This window comes from Rhodanobacter sp. UC4438_H5, assembly GCF_052978405.1.
This window is the reverse complement of sequence record NZ_CM129672.1, coordinates 1,151,209-1,165,266: the sequence shown is the minus strand read 5'-3', so window position 1 is coordinate 1,165,266 and position 14,058 is coordinate 1,151,209. Positions and strand designations below refer to the sequence as shown.

The following is a 14,058-nucleotide window of genomic DNA, read 5'->3' as shown; positions in this document are numbered from 1 at the left end:
CATGTCCGATACCTCCGCGAAGTCGCTTGCCGACCAGCTTGTCGCGCGCTTCGGCGACACGCTGGAAGTCAGCACCGAGCGCAACGAGATCATTGCCGACCTGGCCGCCGCCGACCTGGTTGCGGTGGCCACCGCGCTGCGCGACGAGCCGGCGTTCCGCTTCGGCGAGCTGATCGACCTGTGCGGCATCGATTACCTCGGCTACGGCCAGGTCGAGTGGGACACCACCACGGTCAGCGGCTCGGGTTTCTCGCGCGGTGTCGAAGGGCAGGCGCTGGGCCGCTTCAGCTGGGCCGAGCGCCCCAGCGGCGACAGCCAGCCGCGCCGCTTCGCCGCGGTGGTCCAGCTGCTTTCGATCGAGCACAACCGCCGCCTGCGCCTGCGCGTGTTCTGCGCGGACGACAGCCTGCCGGTGGTGCCGTCGCTGACCCCGGTGTGGCCGGGCGTGAACTGGTTCGAGCGCGAGGCGTTCGACCTGTTCGGCATCATCTTCGAAGGGCACCCGGACCTGCGCCGCATCCTGACCGACTATGGTTTCGTCGGCCATCCGTTCCGCAAGGATTTCCCGCTGATCGGCAATGTCGAGGTGCGCTACGACCCCGAGCAGAAGCGGGTGATCTACGAACCCGTGTCGATCGAGCCGCGCGTGCTGGTGCCGCGCACGATCCGTGACGACGCCGACCTGCTGCAGGCCCGGGCTGAAGCCGCCGACAAGTGGCGGGAGAACTGAAGATGGCCCAGGAAATCCGCAACTACACGATGAACTTCGGCCCGCAGCACCCGGCTGCGCACGGCGTGCTGCGCCTGATCATGGAGATGGACGGCGAGACCATCGTGCGCGTCGATCCGCACGTGGGCCTGCTCCATCGCGGCACCGAAAAGCTGGCCGAGTCCAAGCCGTTCAACCAGTCGATCGGCTACATGGACCGGCTCGACTACGTGTCGATGATGTGCAACGAGCACGCCTACGTGCGCGCGATCGAGACTCTGCTGGGGATCGAGGCGCCGGAGCGCGCGCAGTACATCCGCACCATGTTCGACGAGATCACCCGCATCCTGAATCACCTGATGTGGATCGGCTCGAACGCACTCGACCTGGGTGCGATGGCGGTGATGCTCTATGCGTTCCGCGAGCGCGAGGAGCTGATGGACGTCTACGAGGCGGTGTCGGGTGCGCGCATGCACGCCACGTACTACCGCCCGGGCGGCGTCTACCGCGACCTGCCGGCGCAGATGTCGCAGTACCGCGAGTCGCCGTGGCACAAGGGTGCCGACCTCAAGCGCATCAACAGCTGGCGCGAAGGTTCGATGCTCGACTTCCTCGACGCGTTCACCGCCGACTTCCCCTCGAAGGTGGACGAATACGAGGCACTGCTCACCACCAACCGCATCTGGAAGCAGCGCACCGTCGGCATCGGTGTGGTCAGCCCGGAACTGGCCCAGCAGTGGGGCATGACCGGCGTGATGCTGCGCGGCTCCGGCGTGGAATGGGACCTGCGCAAGAAGCAGCCGTACGCGAAATATGCCGAGGTGGACTTCGACATCCCCGTCGGCGTCAATGGCGACTGCTACGACCGCTACCTGTGCCGCGTGGAGGAGATGCGCCAGTCCAACCGCATCATCCGCCAGTGCGTGGAATGGCTGCGCGCCAATCCCGGCCCGGTGATCCTCAACGACTACAAGGTCGTGCCGCCCCATCGCGAGGTGATGAAGGAGAGCATGGAAGCGCTCATCCATCACTTCAAGCTGTTCACCGAAGGCTATTGCGTGCCGGCCGGCGAAACCTATTGCGCGGTCGAGGCGCCCAAGGGCGAGTTCGGGTGCTATCTGGTTTCCGACGGTGCCAACAAGCCGTTCCGCGTACACCTGCGTGCTCCCGGTTTCGCCCACCTCTCCTCCATGGACACCGTCGTGCGCGGCCACATGCTCGCCGACGTGGTGGCCATGATCGGCACCTACGACCTGGTGTTCGGCGAGGTGGATCGATGAATACGGGAATAGGGAATAGGGAATGGGGAATCGGAAGAGCGGCACGCTTCCGACCGATGCCCCTCGCCGAGAGCTCCGGTGCGCCGCATGCGTTGCCTTTCCCATTCTCCATTCCCCATTCCCCATTCGCTGGTTCAAACCCATGAAAGCCACCGGCAACTACAACCAGGTGAAGCACGTCGATCCGCTCCTCGTGCTTTCCGAGCACACGCGCAAGCACATCGACGCGTGGGTGGCCAAGTTTCCGCCGGATCGCAAGCGCTCGGCGCTGATCCAGGCGCTGTTCGGCGCGCAGGAGCAGAACCGCGGCTTTCTCACCGACGAGCTGATCACCGCGGTGGCGAAATATCTGGACCTGCCGCCCATCTGGGCCTATGAGGTGGCGAGCTTCTACTCGATGCTCGAAACCCGGCCGGTGGGCCGCAACAACGTGGCTATCTGCACCAACATCTCGTGCTGGCTCAACGGTGCCGAGGAGCTGGTCCGCCACTGCGAGCAGAAGCTCGGCATCAAGCTGGGCCAGAGCACGCCCGACGGGCGCGTCTACCTGAAGGCCGAGGAAGAGTGCATCGCCGCCTGCGTGTACGCCCCGGCCGCCACGGTCAACGGGCATTACCACGAACGTCTCACCACCGAAAAGCTCGACGCGATCCTGGATGGCCTGACCCTCGACGGTCCGGCCGCTCACGGCGCGGAGGGGAGTCACTGATGGCCGTCGGACCCGCACCCCAGGAACACCAGGTCGTCTACACGACGCTGCACTTCGACACGCCGTGGGCGATGGAAAGCTACGAGCAGGTCGACGGCTACAAGGCCTGGCGCAAGATCCTCGCCGAGAAGCCCGATCCGGCGTCGCTGGTCGAGGAGATCAAGAAGAGCAGCCTGCGCGGCCGCGGCGGCGCCGGTTTCCCGACCGGGCTGAAGTGGTCCTTCATGCCCAAGGGCACGATGCAGAAATACATCCTGTGCAATTCGGACGAGTCCGAGCCGGGTACCTGCAAGGACCGCGACATCCTCCGCTACAACCCGCACGCGGTGATCGAGGGGCTGGCCATTGCCTGCTACTGCACGGGCTCTACGGTGGCCTACAACTACCTGCGCGGCGAATTCCACCACGAGCCGTTCGAACACTTCGAGGCGGCGCTGAAGGAAGCCTATGCCGCCGGCCTGCTCGGCAAGAACGTGCAGGGCAGCGGCATCGACGTGGACATCCATGCCGCCCTGGGCGCCGGCGCCTACATCTGCGGCGAAGAGACCGCGATGATGGAGTCGCTGGAAGGCAAGAAGGGCATGCCGCGCTTCAAGCCCCCGTTCCCGGCCAATTTCGGCCTGTACGGCAAGCCGACGACGATCAACAACACCGAGACCTACGCTTCGGTGCCGGCGATCCTGCGCCGCGGCGCGGACTGGTTCCTCAACCTCGGCAAGCCGAACAACGGTGGCCCGAAGATCTTTTCGGTGTCCGGCCACGTCAATCGCCCCGGCAATTACGAAGTCCGCCTCGGTACCTCGTTCAAGGATCTGCTGGCGCTGGCTGGCGGCGTGCGCAACGGCCACAAGCTCAAGGCGGTGATCCCGGGCGGCTCCTCGATGAAGGTGCTGCCGGCCGAGATCATGCTCGAAAGCACCATGGACTACGACTGCCTGCAGAAGGCCGGCTCCGGCCTGGGCTCGGGCGCGGTGATCGTGATGGACGAGACCACCTGCATGGTCAGGGTCTGCCAGCGCATCTCGCGCTTCTACAAGGCCGAGTCCTGCGGCCAGTGCACGCCGTGCCGCGAAGGCACCGGCTGGATGTATCGCGTGCTGACCCGCATCGTCGAAGGCAACGGCACACAGGAGGACCTGCACCGCCTGAAGGCCATTGCCGGGCAGATCGAGGGCCACACCATCTGCGCTTTCGGCGAGGCGGCGGCATGGCCGGTGCAGGGATTCCTGAACCGGTTCTGGAACGAATTCGAGTACTACGTGGAGCACGGACACTCGATCGTCGATTCGCGCGATGAGGTCAAGGCATGACCATGCTCTCCATCCGCGCGAATCGGGAATCGGGAATCGGGAACAGGGAATCGCGCCGCGACATCCGGCGGCCCTTCCCATCTCCCATTCTCCATTCTCCATTCCCTGCTCCCCAAGGAGTTGCTGCATGAGTACGCAGCCAACCAGCACCGCTCCCGACCTGGTCAGCATCGAGATCGACGGCAAGCCGGTGCAGATCCGCAAGAATGCGATGATCATCGAGGCAGCCGATGCCGTCGGCGTCGTGATTCCGCGTTTCTGCTATCACCGCAAGCTGCCGATCGCCGCGAACTGCCGCATGTGCATGGTCGAGGTGGAGATGGGCGGGCGCCCGGTGCCCAAGGGGCTGCCCGCGTGCGCCACCCCGGTCACCGAGGGCATGAAGGTGCAGACCCGCTCCAAGCTCGCGCTGCAATACCAGCGCGACGTGATGGAGTTCCTGCTGATCAACCACCCGCTGGATTGCCCGATCTGCGATCAGGGCGGCGAGTGCGAACTGCAGGACGTGGCGCTGGGCTTCGGTCGCAGCGTGTCGCGCTTCACCGAGCGCAAGCGCACGGTGGCCGACGAGAACATCGGGCCGCTGGTGGCCACCGAGATGACGCGCTGCATCCACTGCACGCGCTGCGTGCGCTTCACCAGCGAGATCGCCGGCACCTACGAGCTGGGTGGCATGAGCCGCGGTGAGGACCAGGTCATCGGCACCTACATCGGCAAGACGGTGGAAACCGAGCTGTCCGGCAACATCATCGACGTCTGTCCGGTCGGCGCATTGACCGACAAGGTGTTCCAGTTCAAGGCGCGCGCCTGGGAATTGATCGCCAAGCCGTCGATCGGCGCGCATGACGCGCTGGGTTCCAACCTGTGGCTGCACACGCGCCGCGGCGAGGTGCTGCGGGTGGTGCCGCGCGACAACGAGGCGATCAACGAGTGCTGGCTGTCCGACCGCGACCGCTACAGCCACCAGGGCATGTACGCCCCCGATCGCCTGCATGCTCCGCAGGTGAAGCGCGACGGCCAGTGGCACGACACCACCTGGGAGGACGCGCTGGCGTTCGCCGGCGAGGCACTGAAGAAGGCGCCGGGCAGCGAGCTGGGCATCCTGGCGCACCCGTCGATCTCGAACGAGGAGGGCGACCTGCTGGTGCGCCTGGCGCGTGGCCTGGGCAGTGCCCACCTCGACCACCGTTTGCGCCAGCTCGATTTTGCCGATCACGCCGTGGCGGTACCGTTCGGCATGCCGGTCGCCGAACTGGAAAGGGTACAGGCCGCCTTGCTGGTCGGCTCGGACCTGCGCCAGGAACTGCCGCTGGTCAATCACCGGCTGCACCAGGCGACCAAGAAGGGCGCGCGCGTCTTCGTGGTGAATCCGGCTCGTTTCGATTTCAACTACAAGCTGGCGGGCGAGACGATCGTCGCTCCGCAAGCGCTGGTCGACGCCATGCTGGGGCTGGCCAAGGCTGCAGTGGAAGCCGGTGCCACGGCGCCGGCATCGCTGGCCGGTGCGCTGGACAGCGCCCGCAGCGGGCAGGGCGATGGTGGGGTGATTGCCGCGCTGAAGGCGGGTACCTCGGCGGTGATCCTCGGCGAAGCCGCGGCGACACACCCGCAGGCCTCGTGGCTGCGCGCGATCGCGCACTTCATCGGCGAAGCCACCGGTGCCGGCGTCGATGAGGTGCCGGTGGGCGCCAACGCCATCGGCCTGGGTCGCATCGGCGTGGTGCCGGGCAATGGCGGGCTCGATGCCCAGGCCATGCTGGCGCAGCCGCGCAAGGCGTACCTGCTGTACGGCGTCGAGCCGCCCCACGACTTCGCCGATGGCGCCGCGGCGCTGAAGGCGCTGCGCGGCGCTGACAAGGTCGTGGCGTTCAGCGCCTTCGGCGGTGCCGCGCTGCGCGAGGTGGCGGACGTCATCCTGCCGATTGCACTGCTGGCCGAAATCGACGCGACCCTGGTCAACGTCGACGGATTGGCGCAGGGCGTGATCGCGGGTGCCAAGGCGCCGGGCGAGGCGCGGCCGGGCTGGAAGGTCCTGCGTGCGCTCGGCGGGGCGATGCAGCTGGCCGGTTTCGAGTTCGACGACATCGCCGGTCTGCGCGACGGCATCGGCGAGCGCGCGCAGGCAGCGCGCCAGGGCCTGTCGACGCGTGCGGCGCCTGCCGCGCTCACCCGGTTGGCCACCTGGCCGATCTACCGCGTCGATGCGGTGTTGCGCCGGGCCACCGCGCTCAATGCGCACCCGCTCAATCGTGCGCCGGCGATCCGCCTCAATGAAGCCGAGGCGGGGCGGCAAGGCCTGACCGCCGGCGCGCAGGCGCGCATCGGCGAGGTGCAGTTGCCGGTGCTGGTCGATGCGGCCGTGCCCGACGGCGCTGTGTGGATCGAGGCAGCCCAAGACCTTACCGCCACGCTGCCGCCGCACGGCGCAGCCATCACCTTGAGCAAGGCATAGGCATCATGGCTGATCAACTCATCAACCAGGTCATGTGGCCGCTGATCTACATCCTGTGCATCGTGCTGCCGCTGGTGATCGCGGTGGCGATGTTCGTGTACTGGGAGCGCAAGGTCATCGGCTGGATGCACGTGCGCATGGGACCGAACAAGGTCGGCCCCGGCGGCGTGCTGCAGGCGTTCGCCGACGTGGTGAAGCTCTTGATCAAGGAAGTGATCCTGCCGACCAAGGCCAACCGCTTCCTGTACTTCCTGGCGCCGCTGATCGGGCTGGTCCCCGCGCTGGCGGCCTGGGCGGTGATCCCGTTCAGCGGCAAGATGGTGCTGTCCAACGCCAACGCAGGCATCCTCTACCTGCTGGCGATGACCTCGATGGGCGTCTACGGCATCATCATCGCAGGCTGGGCGTCCAACTCGCGCTACGCGCTGTTGGGCGCCATGCGTTCGGCGGCCCAGGTGATCTCGTACGAGCTGGCCATGGGCCTGTGCCTGGTCTGCGTGATGGTGCTGGCCGGCAGCCTCAACCTCAGCGAAATCGTCAACGCGCAGGCCGGCGGCAAGGGCCTGTTCGACTGGTTCTGGCTGCCGTTGCTGCCGGTCTTCGTGATCTATTTCGTCTCCGGCGTGGCCGAGACCAACCGCCTGCCGTTCGACATGGCCGAAGGCGAGTCGGAAATCGTCGCCGGCTTCCACGTGGAGTATTCCGGGTCGGCCTTCGCGCTGTTCTTCCTGGCCGAATACGCCAACATGATCCTGGTCAGCTTCCTGTCGGCGATCTTCTTCCTCGGCGGCTGGCTCAGCCCGCTGCAGGGCTGGATCTCCGCCGACGCGCCCGGCTGGATCAGCTGGCTGGGGGCAGGCGGCTTCATCTGGCTGTTCATCAAGGCGTTCGTGATGTCGTTCTTCTTCCTGTGGTTCCGCGCCACGTTCCCGCGCTACCGCTACGACCAGATCATGCGCCTGGGCTGGAAGGTATTCATCCCCATTGCCATTGCCTGGGTGTTCGTCGCCGGTCTGCTGAAGTACTACGACCTGGTCAGCATCGGGGTGGGAGCGTAAGCCATGAACGCGGTAACCCGTTATTTGAAGAGTTTGATGCTGGCGGAGCTGGTTGCCGGCATGGGCGTGACGATGCGCTACATGTTCAAGCCCAAGTACACCATGCGCTACCCGATGGAGCACATCCCGAAGTCGAATCGTTTCCGCGGTCTGCATGCGTTGCGCCGCTATGCGAACGGCGAGGAGCGCTGCATCGCCTGCAAGCTGTGCGAGGCGGTCTGCCCGGCGCTGGCGATCACCATCGATTCGGCTCCGCGAGAGAGCGACGGCCAGCGCCGCACCACGCGCTACGAGATCGACCTGTTCAAGTGCATCTACTGCGGTTTCTGCGAGGAGAGCTGCCCGGTCGACTCGATCGTTGAGACCTCGATCCACGAATACCACTTCGAGAATCGCGGCGAGAACGTGGTGGACAAGCAGAAGCTGCTTGCCATCGGCGATCGCTTCGAACAGCAGATCGCTGCGGATCGTGCCCAAGATGCGCCGTACCGCTGAGGCCCTTCGATGAATCCCCAAACGCTGCAAATCATCTGCTTCTACGCCTTCAGCCTCGTCACGGTGGCGGCGGCGCTCTCGGTGATCACGCTGAAGAACACCGTGCACGCCGTGCTCGCGCTGGTGCTCACCTTCTTCAGCGCTGCCTGCCTGTGGATGCTGCTGGACGCCGAGTTCCTCGCGCTGGCACTGGTGGTGGTCTACGTCGGCGCGGTGATGGTGCTGTTCCTGTTCGTGGTGATGATGCTCGACATCGACCTGGAGAAAATGCACGAGGGTTTCGTGAAGTTCCTGCCGGTCGGGGTGATCGTGGCCATCGTGATGCTGGTCGAGATGCTCGGCCTGATCGGCGTGCGGGCGATGCATGCGCGCGACCTGGGCGCTGATCCGGCTGCGGTGGCCGGCATGTCCAACACCGCGTGGCTGGGCCAGGCGCTGTACACCAAATTCCTGTTGCCGTTCGAAGTGGCTGCGCTGGTGCTCACCGTGGGCCTGGTGGCTGCGGTAGCGCTGACCCTGCGCGAACGTCGCGGCGCGCGTTACGAATCCGCCAGCCGGCAGGTCAGGGTCGATCCGCGCGATCGCGTGCGCATCGTCAAGATGGACGCCGTACGCCCGACGCCGGCCGCCGCCGACGAGGGCACCGCAGGAGAATCCAAGCCATGATTTCGCTCGCACACTACATCGTGCTCGGCGCCGTGCTGTTCTGCATCGCCGTGGCCGGGCTGTTCATCAACCGCAAGAACGTGATCGTGCTGCTGATGTCGATCGAGCTGATGCTGCTTGCGGTCAACATGAATTTTGTCGCGTTCTCGCGCTTCCTGGGCGACGTGTCGGGGCAGGTGTTCGTGTTTTTCATCCTCACCGTGGCTGCGGCGGAAGCTGCCGTCGGCCTGGCGATCCTGGTCCTGCTGTTCCGTACGCGCAGCACGATCAATATCGCCGACATCGACAGCATGAAGGGCTGAACCCATGGGTCTTTCCACGAGCGTCCTGTTGACCATCGCACTGGCGCCGCTGCTCGGTTCGCTGGTGGCCGGTTTCGTCAGCCCGTTCCTAGGCCGCGCGGGTCGCGCGGTCGCCCACACCGTCACCATCGCGTGCATGATCGTGTCGGTCGCGCTGTCGTTCCATGTGCTGTACCAGCTCACCGTGGGCGGCGCGGACAACTACAACCAGAACCTCTACACCTGGTTCCAGATCGGGCAGGTCAACGCCAGCGTCGGTTTCATGGTGGACAGGCTCACCGCGATGATGCTGGTGGTGGTGGGCTTCGTCTCGCTGGTGGTGCACCTGTACACCATCGGCTACATGCGCGACGACCCGGGCTATACGCGCTTCTTCAGCTACATCTCGCTGTTCACCTTCTCGATGTTCATGCTGGTCATGAGCAACAACTTCATGCAGCTGTTCTTTGGCTGGGAAGCGGTGGGCCTGGTGTCCTACCTGCTGATCGGCTTCTGGTACAAGCGGCCGACCGCGATCTTCGCCAACCTGAAGGCGTTCCTGGTCAACCGTGTGGGTGACTTCGGCTTCCTGCTGGGCATTGCCGCGGTGTTGACCTTCCTGCACACGCTGGACTACGCCAGTGCGTTCAGCGCGGCGCCGGGGCTGGCTGGCCAGACGCTGCAGATCACCGCGAACACGCAGTGGGATGCGGCGACCGTGATCTGCATCTTGCTGTTCGTCGGCGCCATGGGCAAGTCGGCACAGGTGCCGCTGCACGTGTGGCTGCCCGATTCGATGGAAGGCCCGACCCCGATCTCGGCGCTGATCCATGCCGCGACCATGGTCACCGCCGGCATCTTCATGGTGGCGCGCATGTCGCCGCTGTTCGAGATGTCCTCGACTGCGCTGAGCTTCGTGCTGGTGATCGGCGCCACGACTGCGCTGTTCACCGGGTTGATTGGCATAGTCCAAAATGACATCAAGCGCGTGGTGGCGTACTCGACGCTGTCGCAGCTGGGCTACATGACGGTGGCGCTGGGCGTGTCGATGTACTCCGGCGCGGTATTCCACCTGATGACCCACGCCTTCTTCAAGGCGCTGCTGTTCCTCGGTGCCGGCTCGGTGATCATCGCCATGCACCACGAGCAGGACATGCGCTACATGGGCGGCCTGCGCAAGTACATGCCGATCACCTGGATCACCATGTGGATCGGCTCGCTGGCGCTGGTGGCGGTGCCGTTCACCTCGGGTTTCTACTCCAAGGATGCGATCATCGAGGCGGTCGGCCTGTCGCATCGCTGGGGCGCCAACTATGCGTACTTCTGCGTGATGGCCGGTGCACTGGTCACGGGCCTGTACACGTTCCGCCAGATGTACCTGACCTTCCACGGCAAGGAGCGCTTCACTGTCGTCGCCTCGCATGGTCACGGTCATGACGATCACGACCACCATGAACCGGGCGTGCTGGCGCATGCGCCGAAGGAGTCGCCGTGGGTGGTGACCGTGCCGCTGGTGCTGCTGGCGATCCCGTCATTGCTGATCGGCTACGTCACCGTGGCGCCGATGCTGTTCGGCAACTGGTTCGGCAGCGCGATCCACGTGGACGAGGCCAACAACGTGCTGGCCGAGCTGGGCCAGGAGTTCCATGGCGCGGCGGTGATGGCGTTGCACGGCTTCACCCAGCTGCCGTTCCTGCTGGTGGTGGCGGCCTTCGTGATCTGTACCTACATCTACGTGTTCAATCCCGCGCTGGCCGGTCGGATCAAGCAGGCGCTCAAGCCATTGTGGACGGTGCTCGACCGCAAGTACTGGGCGGATGAAGTGGAGTACGCGCTGTTTGCCAGCGGCGGGCAGAAGATGGGGCGCCTGTTCTGGAAGTTCAGCGACGCCGGCGTGATCGACGGCGTGGCGGTGAACGGGTCGGTGCGGCTGGTCCATCGCGGCGCGGCATTGCTGCGGAGACTCCAGACCGGTTACCTCTACCACTACGCGTTCGCCATGATCATCGGCGTGATCGTGCTGTTTGGCGGCTATCGACTGTTCGGCAACTAGGGGAAGCAGGCTCCATGTTCAATCATCTTCTCAGTCTGCTGATCTGGCTGCCCATCGTCGGCGCGGTGCCGGTGCTGCTGGCCGGTTCCGCCCGGCCGATGCTGGCGCGCTGGCTGGCGCTGCTGATTACCATCGCGACCTTCGTGATCAGCCTGTGGCTGCTGCGCTACGACCCGGAAGGGTCGGTGATGCAGCTGCAGGAAACCCATGTGTGGATCTCGACCTGGGGCGTGCATTTCACCCTGGCGGTGGACGGCATCTCCGTCGCGCTGATCCTGATGACGACCTTCGTCGGCATCCTGGTCATCGCCGGCGCGTGGAAGGTCATCCAGAACCGTCCGCACCAGTACATGGCCTGCATGCTGTTGCTGGAGGGCCTGCTGATCGGCGTGTTCTGCGCCACCGACGCGCTGGTGTTCTACGCCTTCTTCGAGGCGGTGCTGATCCCGATGTACATCCTGATCGGCATGTGGGGCGGTCCGCGGCGCGTGTACGCGACGTTGAAGCTGTTCATCTACACGTTCACCGGTTCGGTGTTCATGCTGATCGCGCTGCTGTACCTGTACCAGAAGGCGCACACGTTCGATCTGGCGACGCTGGCGGCGCTGCCGCTGACGATGAAGGAGCAGGCCTGGCTGTTCTTCGGCTTCCTGATCGCCTTCGCGATCAAGGTGCCGATGGTGCCGGTGCACACCTGGTTGCCCGACGCGCACGTCGAGGCGCCCACCGGCGGTTCGGTGTGGCTGGCGGCGGTGATGCTGAAGATCGGCACCTACGGCATGGTGCGCTTCATCCTGCCGATCACCCCGGACGCCGGTGCGCACTTCGCGTGGATCGTGATCGTGCTCAGCCTGGTCGCGATCGTCTACATCGGCTATGTCGCGCTGGTGCAGGAGGACATGAAGAAGCTGGTGGCCTATTCGTCCGTGGCGCACATGGGCTTTGTCACCCTGGGCATCTTCATGGCCTTCATGCTGGTGCGTGAAGGCGGCAATACCGACATGGCCAGCCTGGGCATGCAGGGCGCGATGGTGCAGATGATTTCGCACGGTTTCGTCTCCGGCGCCATGTTCACCTGCATCGGCGTGATGTACGACCGCACCCACACGCGCCAGATCAAGGACTACGGCGGCGTCATCAACATGATGCCGTGGTTCGGCCTCTTCTACGTCTTGTTCGCGATGGCGAACTGCGGCCTGCCGGGCACCAGCGGTTTCGTCGGCGAGTTCATGGTGATCCTGGCCAGCTTCAGCGCCAGCCCGTGGATCGCGTTGTTTGCCACGTTCACCCTGATCATCGGTGCCGGCTACACCTTGTGGTTGGTCAAGCGCGTGCTGTGGGGCCCGGTGACCACCGAACACGTCAAGCACATGACGCCGATGACCCCGCGTGAAACCTGGGTGCTGATCGGCTTTGCCGTTGCGGTCCTTGCCATCGGCGTGTGGCCGCAGCCGCTGATCCACCTGATGGACAGCTCGGTGGCGCACCTGGTGCAGCAACTTGCCGTCCACAAGATCTGAGCAGAAGCGAACATGCCCACTCTCTATGACATCCTGACCCTGCTGCCGGAGCTTTACCTGGTGGTGGCGGTGTGCCTGATCCTGCTGCTGGACGCGTTCATGAAACCGGCGCAGCGCCCGCAGCTGCACTGGATCTCCATCGCCGTGCTGCTGGTGGCGATCTACCTGGTGGTCGCCGGCCAGCCCGAACAGACCGCAACCGCGTTCAACGGCATGTTCGTGCGCGACCACGTGGCGGAGATCCTCAAGGTCTTCGCGCTGGGCATCACCGCGGTGGTGTTCGTGTACGCGCGGCCCTACATGATCGACCGCAAGCTGTTCGGCGGCGAGTTCTACGCGTTGATGATTTTCGCCGCGCTCGGCGTGATGGTGATGGTGTCGGCCGGCAACCTGGTAACGATCTACCTCGGCCTGGCGCTGCTCTCGCTGTCGTCCTATGCGCTGGTCGCGCTCAACCGCGATGCCCGCCTGCCGCCGGAGGCGGCGATCAAGTACTTCGTGCTGAGTGCCCTTGCTTCCGGCATGCTGCTCTACGGCATGTCGATGGTCTACGGCGCGTCGGGCATGGGCGGCACGCCGACACTGGATCTGGCGCAGCTGCATGGCGTGATGGCCTACACCACGGCACCCAAGCTGTTGCTGCTGGGCCTGATATTCATGCTGGTGGGCATCGGTTTCGAGCTGGGCGTCGCGCCGTTCCACATGTGGCTGCCGGACGTCTATCACGGAGCGCCGACGCCGGTGACGACGTTCATCGGCGCGGTGTCGAAACTGGCGGCATTCGGCCTGGCCTGGCGCCTGCTCGAGGTCGGGATGGGCGATCTCAGCCATTATTGGCAGCCGATGCTGGCCGCGCTGGCCACCGCATCGCTGGTGATCGGCAACCTGGTCGCCATCGTGCAGACCAACTTCAAGCGCATGATGGCGTACTCGACCATTTCGCACATGGGCTACGTGTTGCTGGGCCTCTCGGCGGCAACCCCTGAAGGCTACTCGGCTGCGCTGTTCTACGTGATCTGCTATGCGCTGATGAGCGCGGCGGCGTTCGGCGTGATGCTGGTGCTCGCCCGGACCGGGTTCGAGTGCGAGGAGATCAGCGATTTCAAGGGTCTGAACCAGAAGGCGCCGTGGATGGCGTTCCTGATGCTGTTGGCGATGTTCTCGCTGGCCGGCGTGCCGCCGCTGTTCGGCTTCTGGGCCAAAGTGCTGGTGCTGGAGGCGGCGATCCACGCCGACATGTTGTGGCTGGCCATCGTGGGCGTCGTCACCGCGTTCATCGGGCTTTACTACTACCTTTACGTCATCAAGGTCATGTACTTCGATGCGCCGGAGGAAGGCGCGGTGGTGGAGGTCAAGACCGACACCTCGCTGCGCGTGGTGCTGTCGGTGAATGCCTTGGCGCTGCTTGCGCTCGGCCTGTACTGGGGGCCGCTGCTGGCATGGTGCCAGCGCGCGTTCGGCGTCTGACGCCCATGTCGGCGGATGGTTTTCCGGCCAGCGCGACGATCTTCGTGCTTGCAAGAAA

The 14,058-nt window shown here is 65.0% G+C and carries 12 protein-coding genes; all 12 read left to right on the top strand.

Features of this window, described 5'->3' with window-relative positions; genetic code table 11:
* Position 1 precedes the first annotated feature (1 nt).
* The 12 genes from ACVCL9_RS05365 (at position 2) to nuoN (ending at position 14,000) form a co-directional block, all read left to right on the top strand.
* Positions 2-730, top strand: coding sequence for an NADH-quinone oxidoreductase subunit C (locus ACVCL9_RS05365; protein WP_447098845.1), 729 nt, complete (start codon positions 2-4; stop codon positions 728-730).
* Between the two features lie 2 nt (positions 731-732).
* Positions 733-1,989 (top strand): NADH-quinone oxidoreductase subunit D, encoded by a 1,257-nt coding sequence (locus ACVCL9_RS05360; RefSeq protein WP_395118610.1) that lies wholly within the window; start codon positions 733-735, stop codon positions 1,987-1,989.
* A gap of 142 nt (positions 1,990-2,131) precedes the next feature.
* Positions 2,132-2,698: an NADH-quinone oxidoreductase subunit NuoE gene (nuoE, locus tag ACVCL9_RS05355; RefSeq protein WP_395118608.1), complete on the top strand. Its 567-nt coding sequence runs from the start codon at positions 2,132-2,134 to the stop codon at positions 2,696-2,698.
* Positions 2,698-4,008 carry an NADH-quinone oxidoreductase subunit NuoF gene (nuoF, locus tag ACVCL9_RS05350; protein WP_395118606.1) on the top strand — a complete coding sequence of 437 codons (1,311 nt, stop codon included), beginning with the start codon at positions 2,698-2,700 and terminating at the stop codon, positions 4,006-4,008. Before nuoE ends, nuoF begins: the two co-directional genes overlap by 1 nt.
* Before the next feature lie 127 nt (positions 4,009-4,135).
* Positions 4,136-6,460 carry an NADH-quinone oxidoreductase subunit NuoG gene (gene nuoG, locus ACVCL9_RS05345; RefSeq protein WP_447098846.1) on the top strand — a complete coding sequence of 775 codons (2,325 nt, stop codon included), beginning with the start codon at positions 4,136-4,138 and terminating at the stop codon, positions 6,458-6,460.
* A 5-nt stretch (positions 6,461-6,465) separates the two neighbouring features.
* Positions 6,466-7,518 carry an NADH-quinone oxidoreductase subunit NuoH gene (gene nuoH / locus ACVCL9_RS05340; protein WP_395118602.1) on the top strand — a complete coding sequence of 351 codons (1,053 nt, stop codon included), beginning with the start codon at positions 6,466-6,468 and terminating at the stop codon, positions 7,516-7,518.
* A gap of 3 nt (positions 7,519-7,521) precedes the next feature.
* Positions 7,522-8,013: an NADH-quinone oxidoreductase subunit NuoI gene (nuoI, locus tag ACVCL9_RS05335; protein WP_395118600.1), complete on the top strand. Its 492-nt coding sequence runs from the start codon at positions 7,522-7,524 to the stop codon at positions 8,011-8,013.
* A gap of 9 nt (positions 8,014-8,022) precedes the next feature.
* Positions 8,023-8,679: an NADH-quinone oxidoreductase subunit J gene (locus ACVCL9_RS05330; RefSeq protein WP_395118598.1), complete on the top strand. Its 657-nt coding sequence runs from the start codon at positions 8,023-8,025 to the stop codon at positions 8,677-8,679.
* Positions 8,676-8,981 (top strand): NADH-quinone oxidoreductase subunit NuoK, encoded by a 306-nt coding sequence (nuoK, locus tag ACVCL9_RS05325; protein ID WP_136257167.1) that lies wholly within the window; start codon positions 8,676-8,678, stop codon positions 8,979-8,981. The genes ACVCL9_RS05330 and nuoK overlap by 4 nt, the downstream gene beginning before the upstream one ends.
* Before the next feature lie 4 nt (positions 8,982-8,985).
* On the top strand, positions 8,986-11,013 hold the full coding sequence (gene nuoL, locus ACVCL9_RS05320; protein WP_447098847.1) for an NADH-quinone oxidoreductase subunit L: 2,028 nt from the start codon (positions 8,986-8,988) through the stop codon (positions 11,011-11,013).
* 14 nt (positions 11,014-11,027) lie between these two features.
* Positions 11,028-12,533 (top strand): complex I subunit 4 family protein, encoded by a 1,506-nt coding sequence (locus ACVCL9_RS05315; RefSeq protein WP_447098848.1) that lies wholly within the window; start codon positions 11,028-11,030, stop codon positions 12,531-12,533.
* A gap of 12 nt (positions 12,534-12,545) precedes the next feature.
* A complete protein-coding gene (gene nuoN / locus ACVCL9_RS05310) occupies positions 12,546-14,000 on the top strand; it encodes an NADH-quinone oxidoreductase subunit NuoN (protein WP_447098849.1) in 1,455 nt (484 codons plus the stop codon).
* The last annotated feature ends 58 nt before the right edge of the window (positions 14,001-14,058 follow it).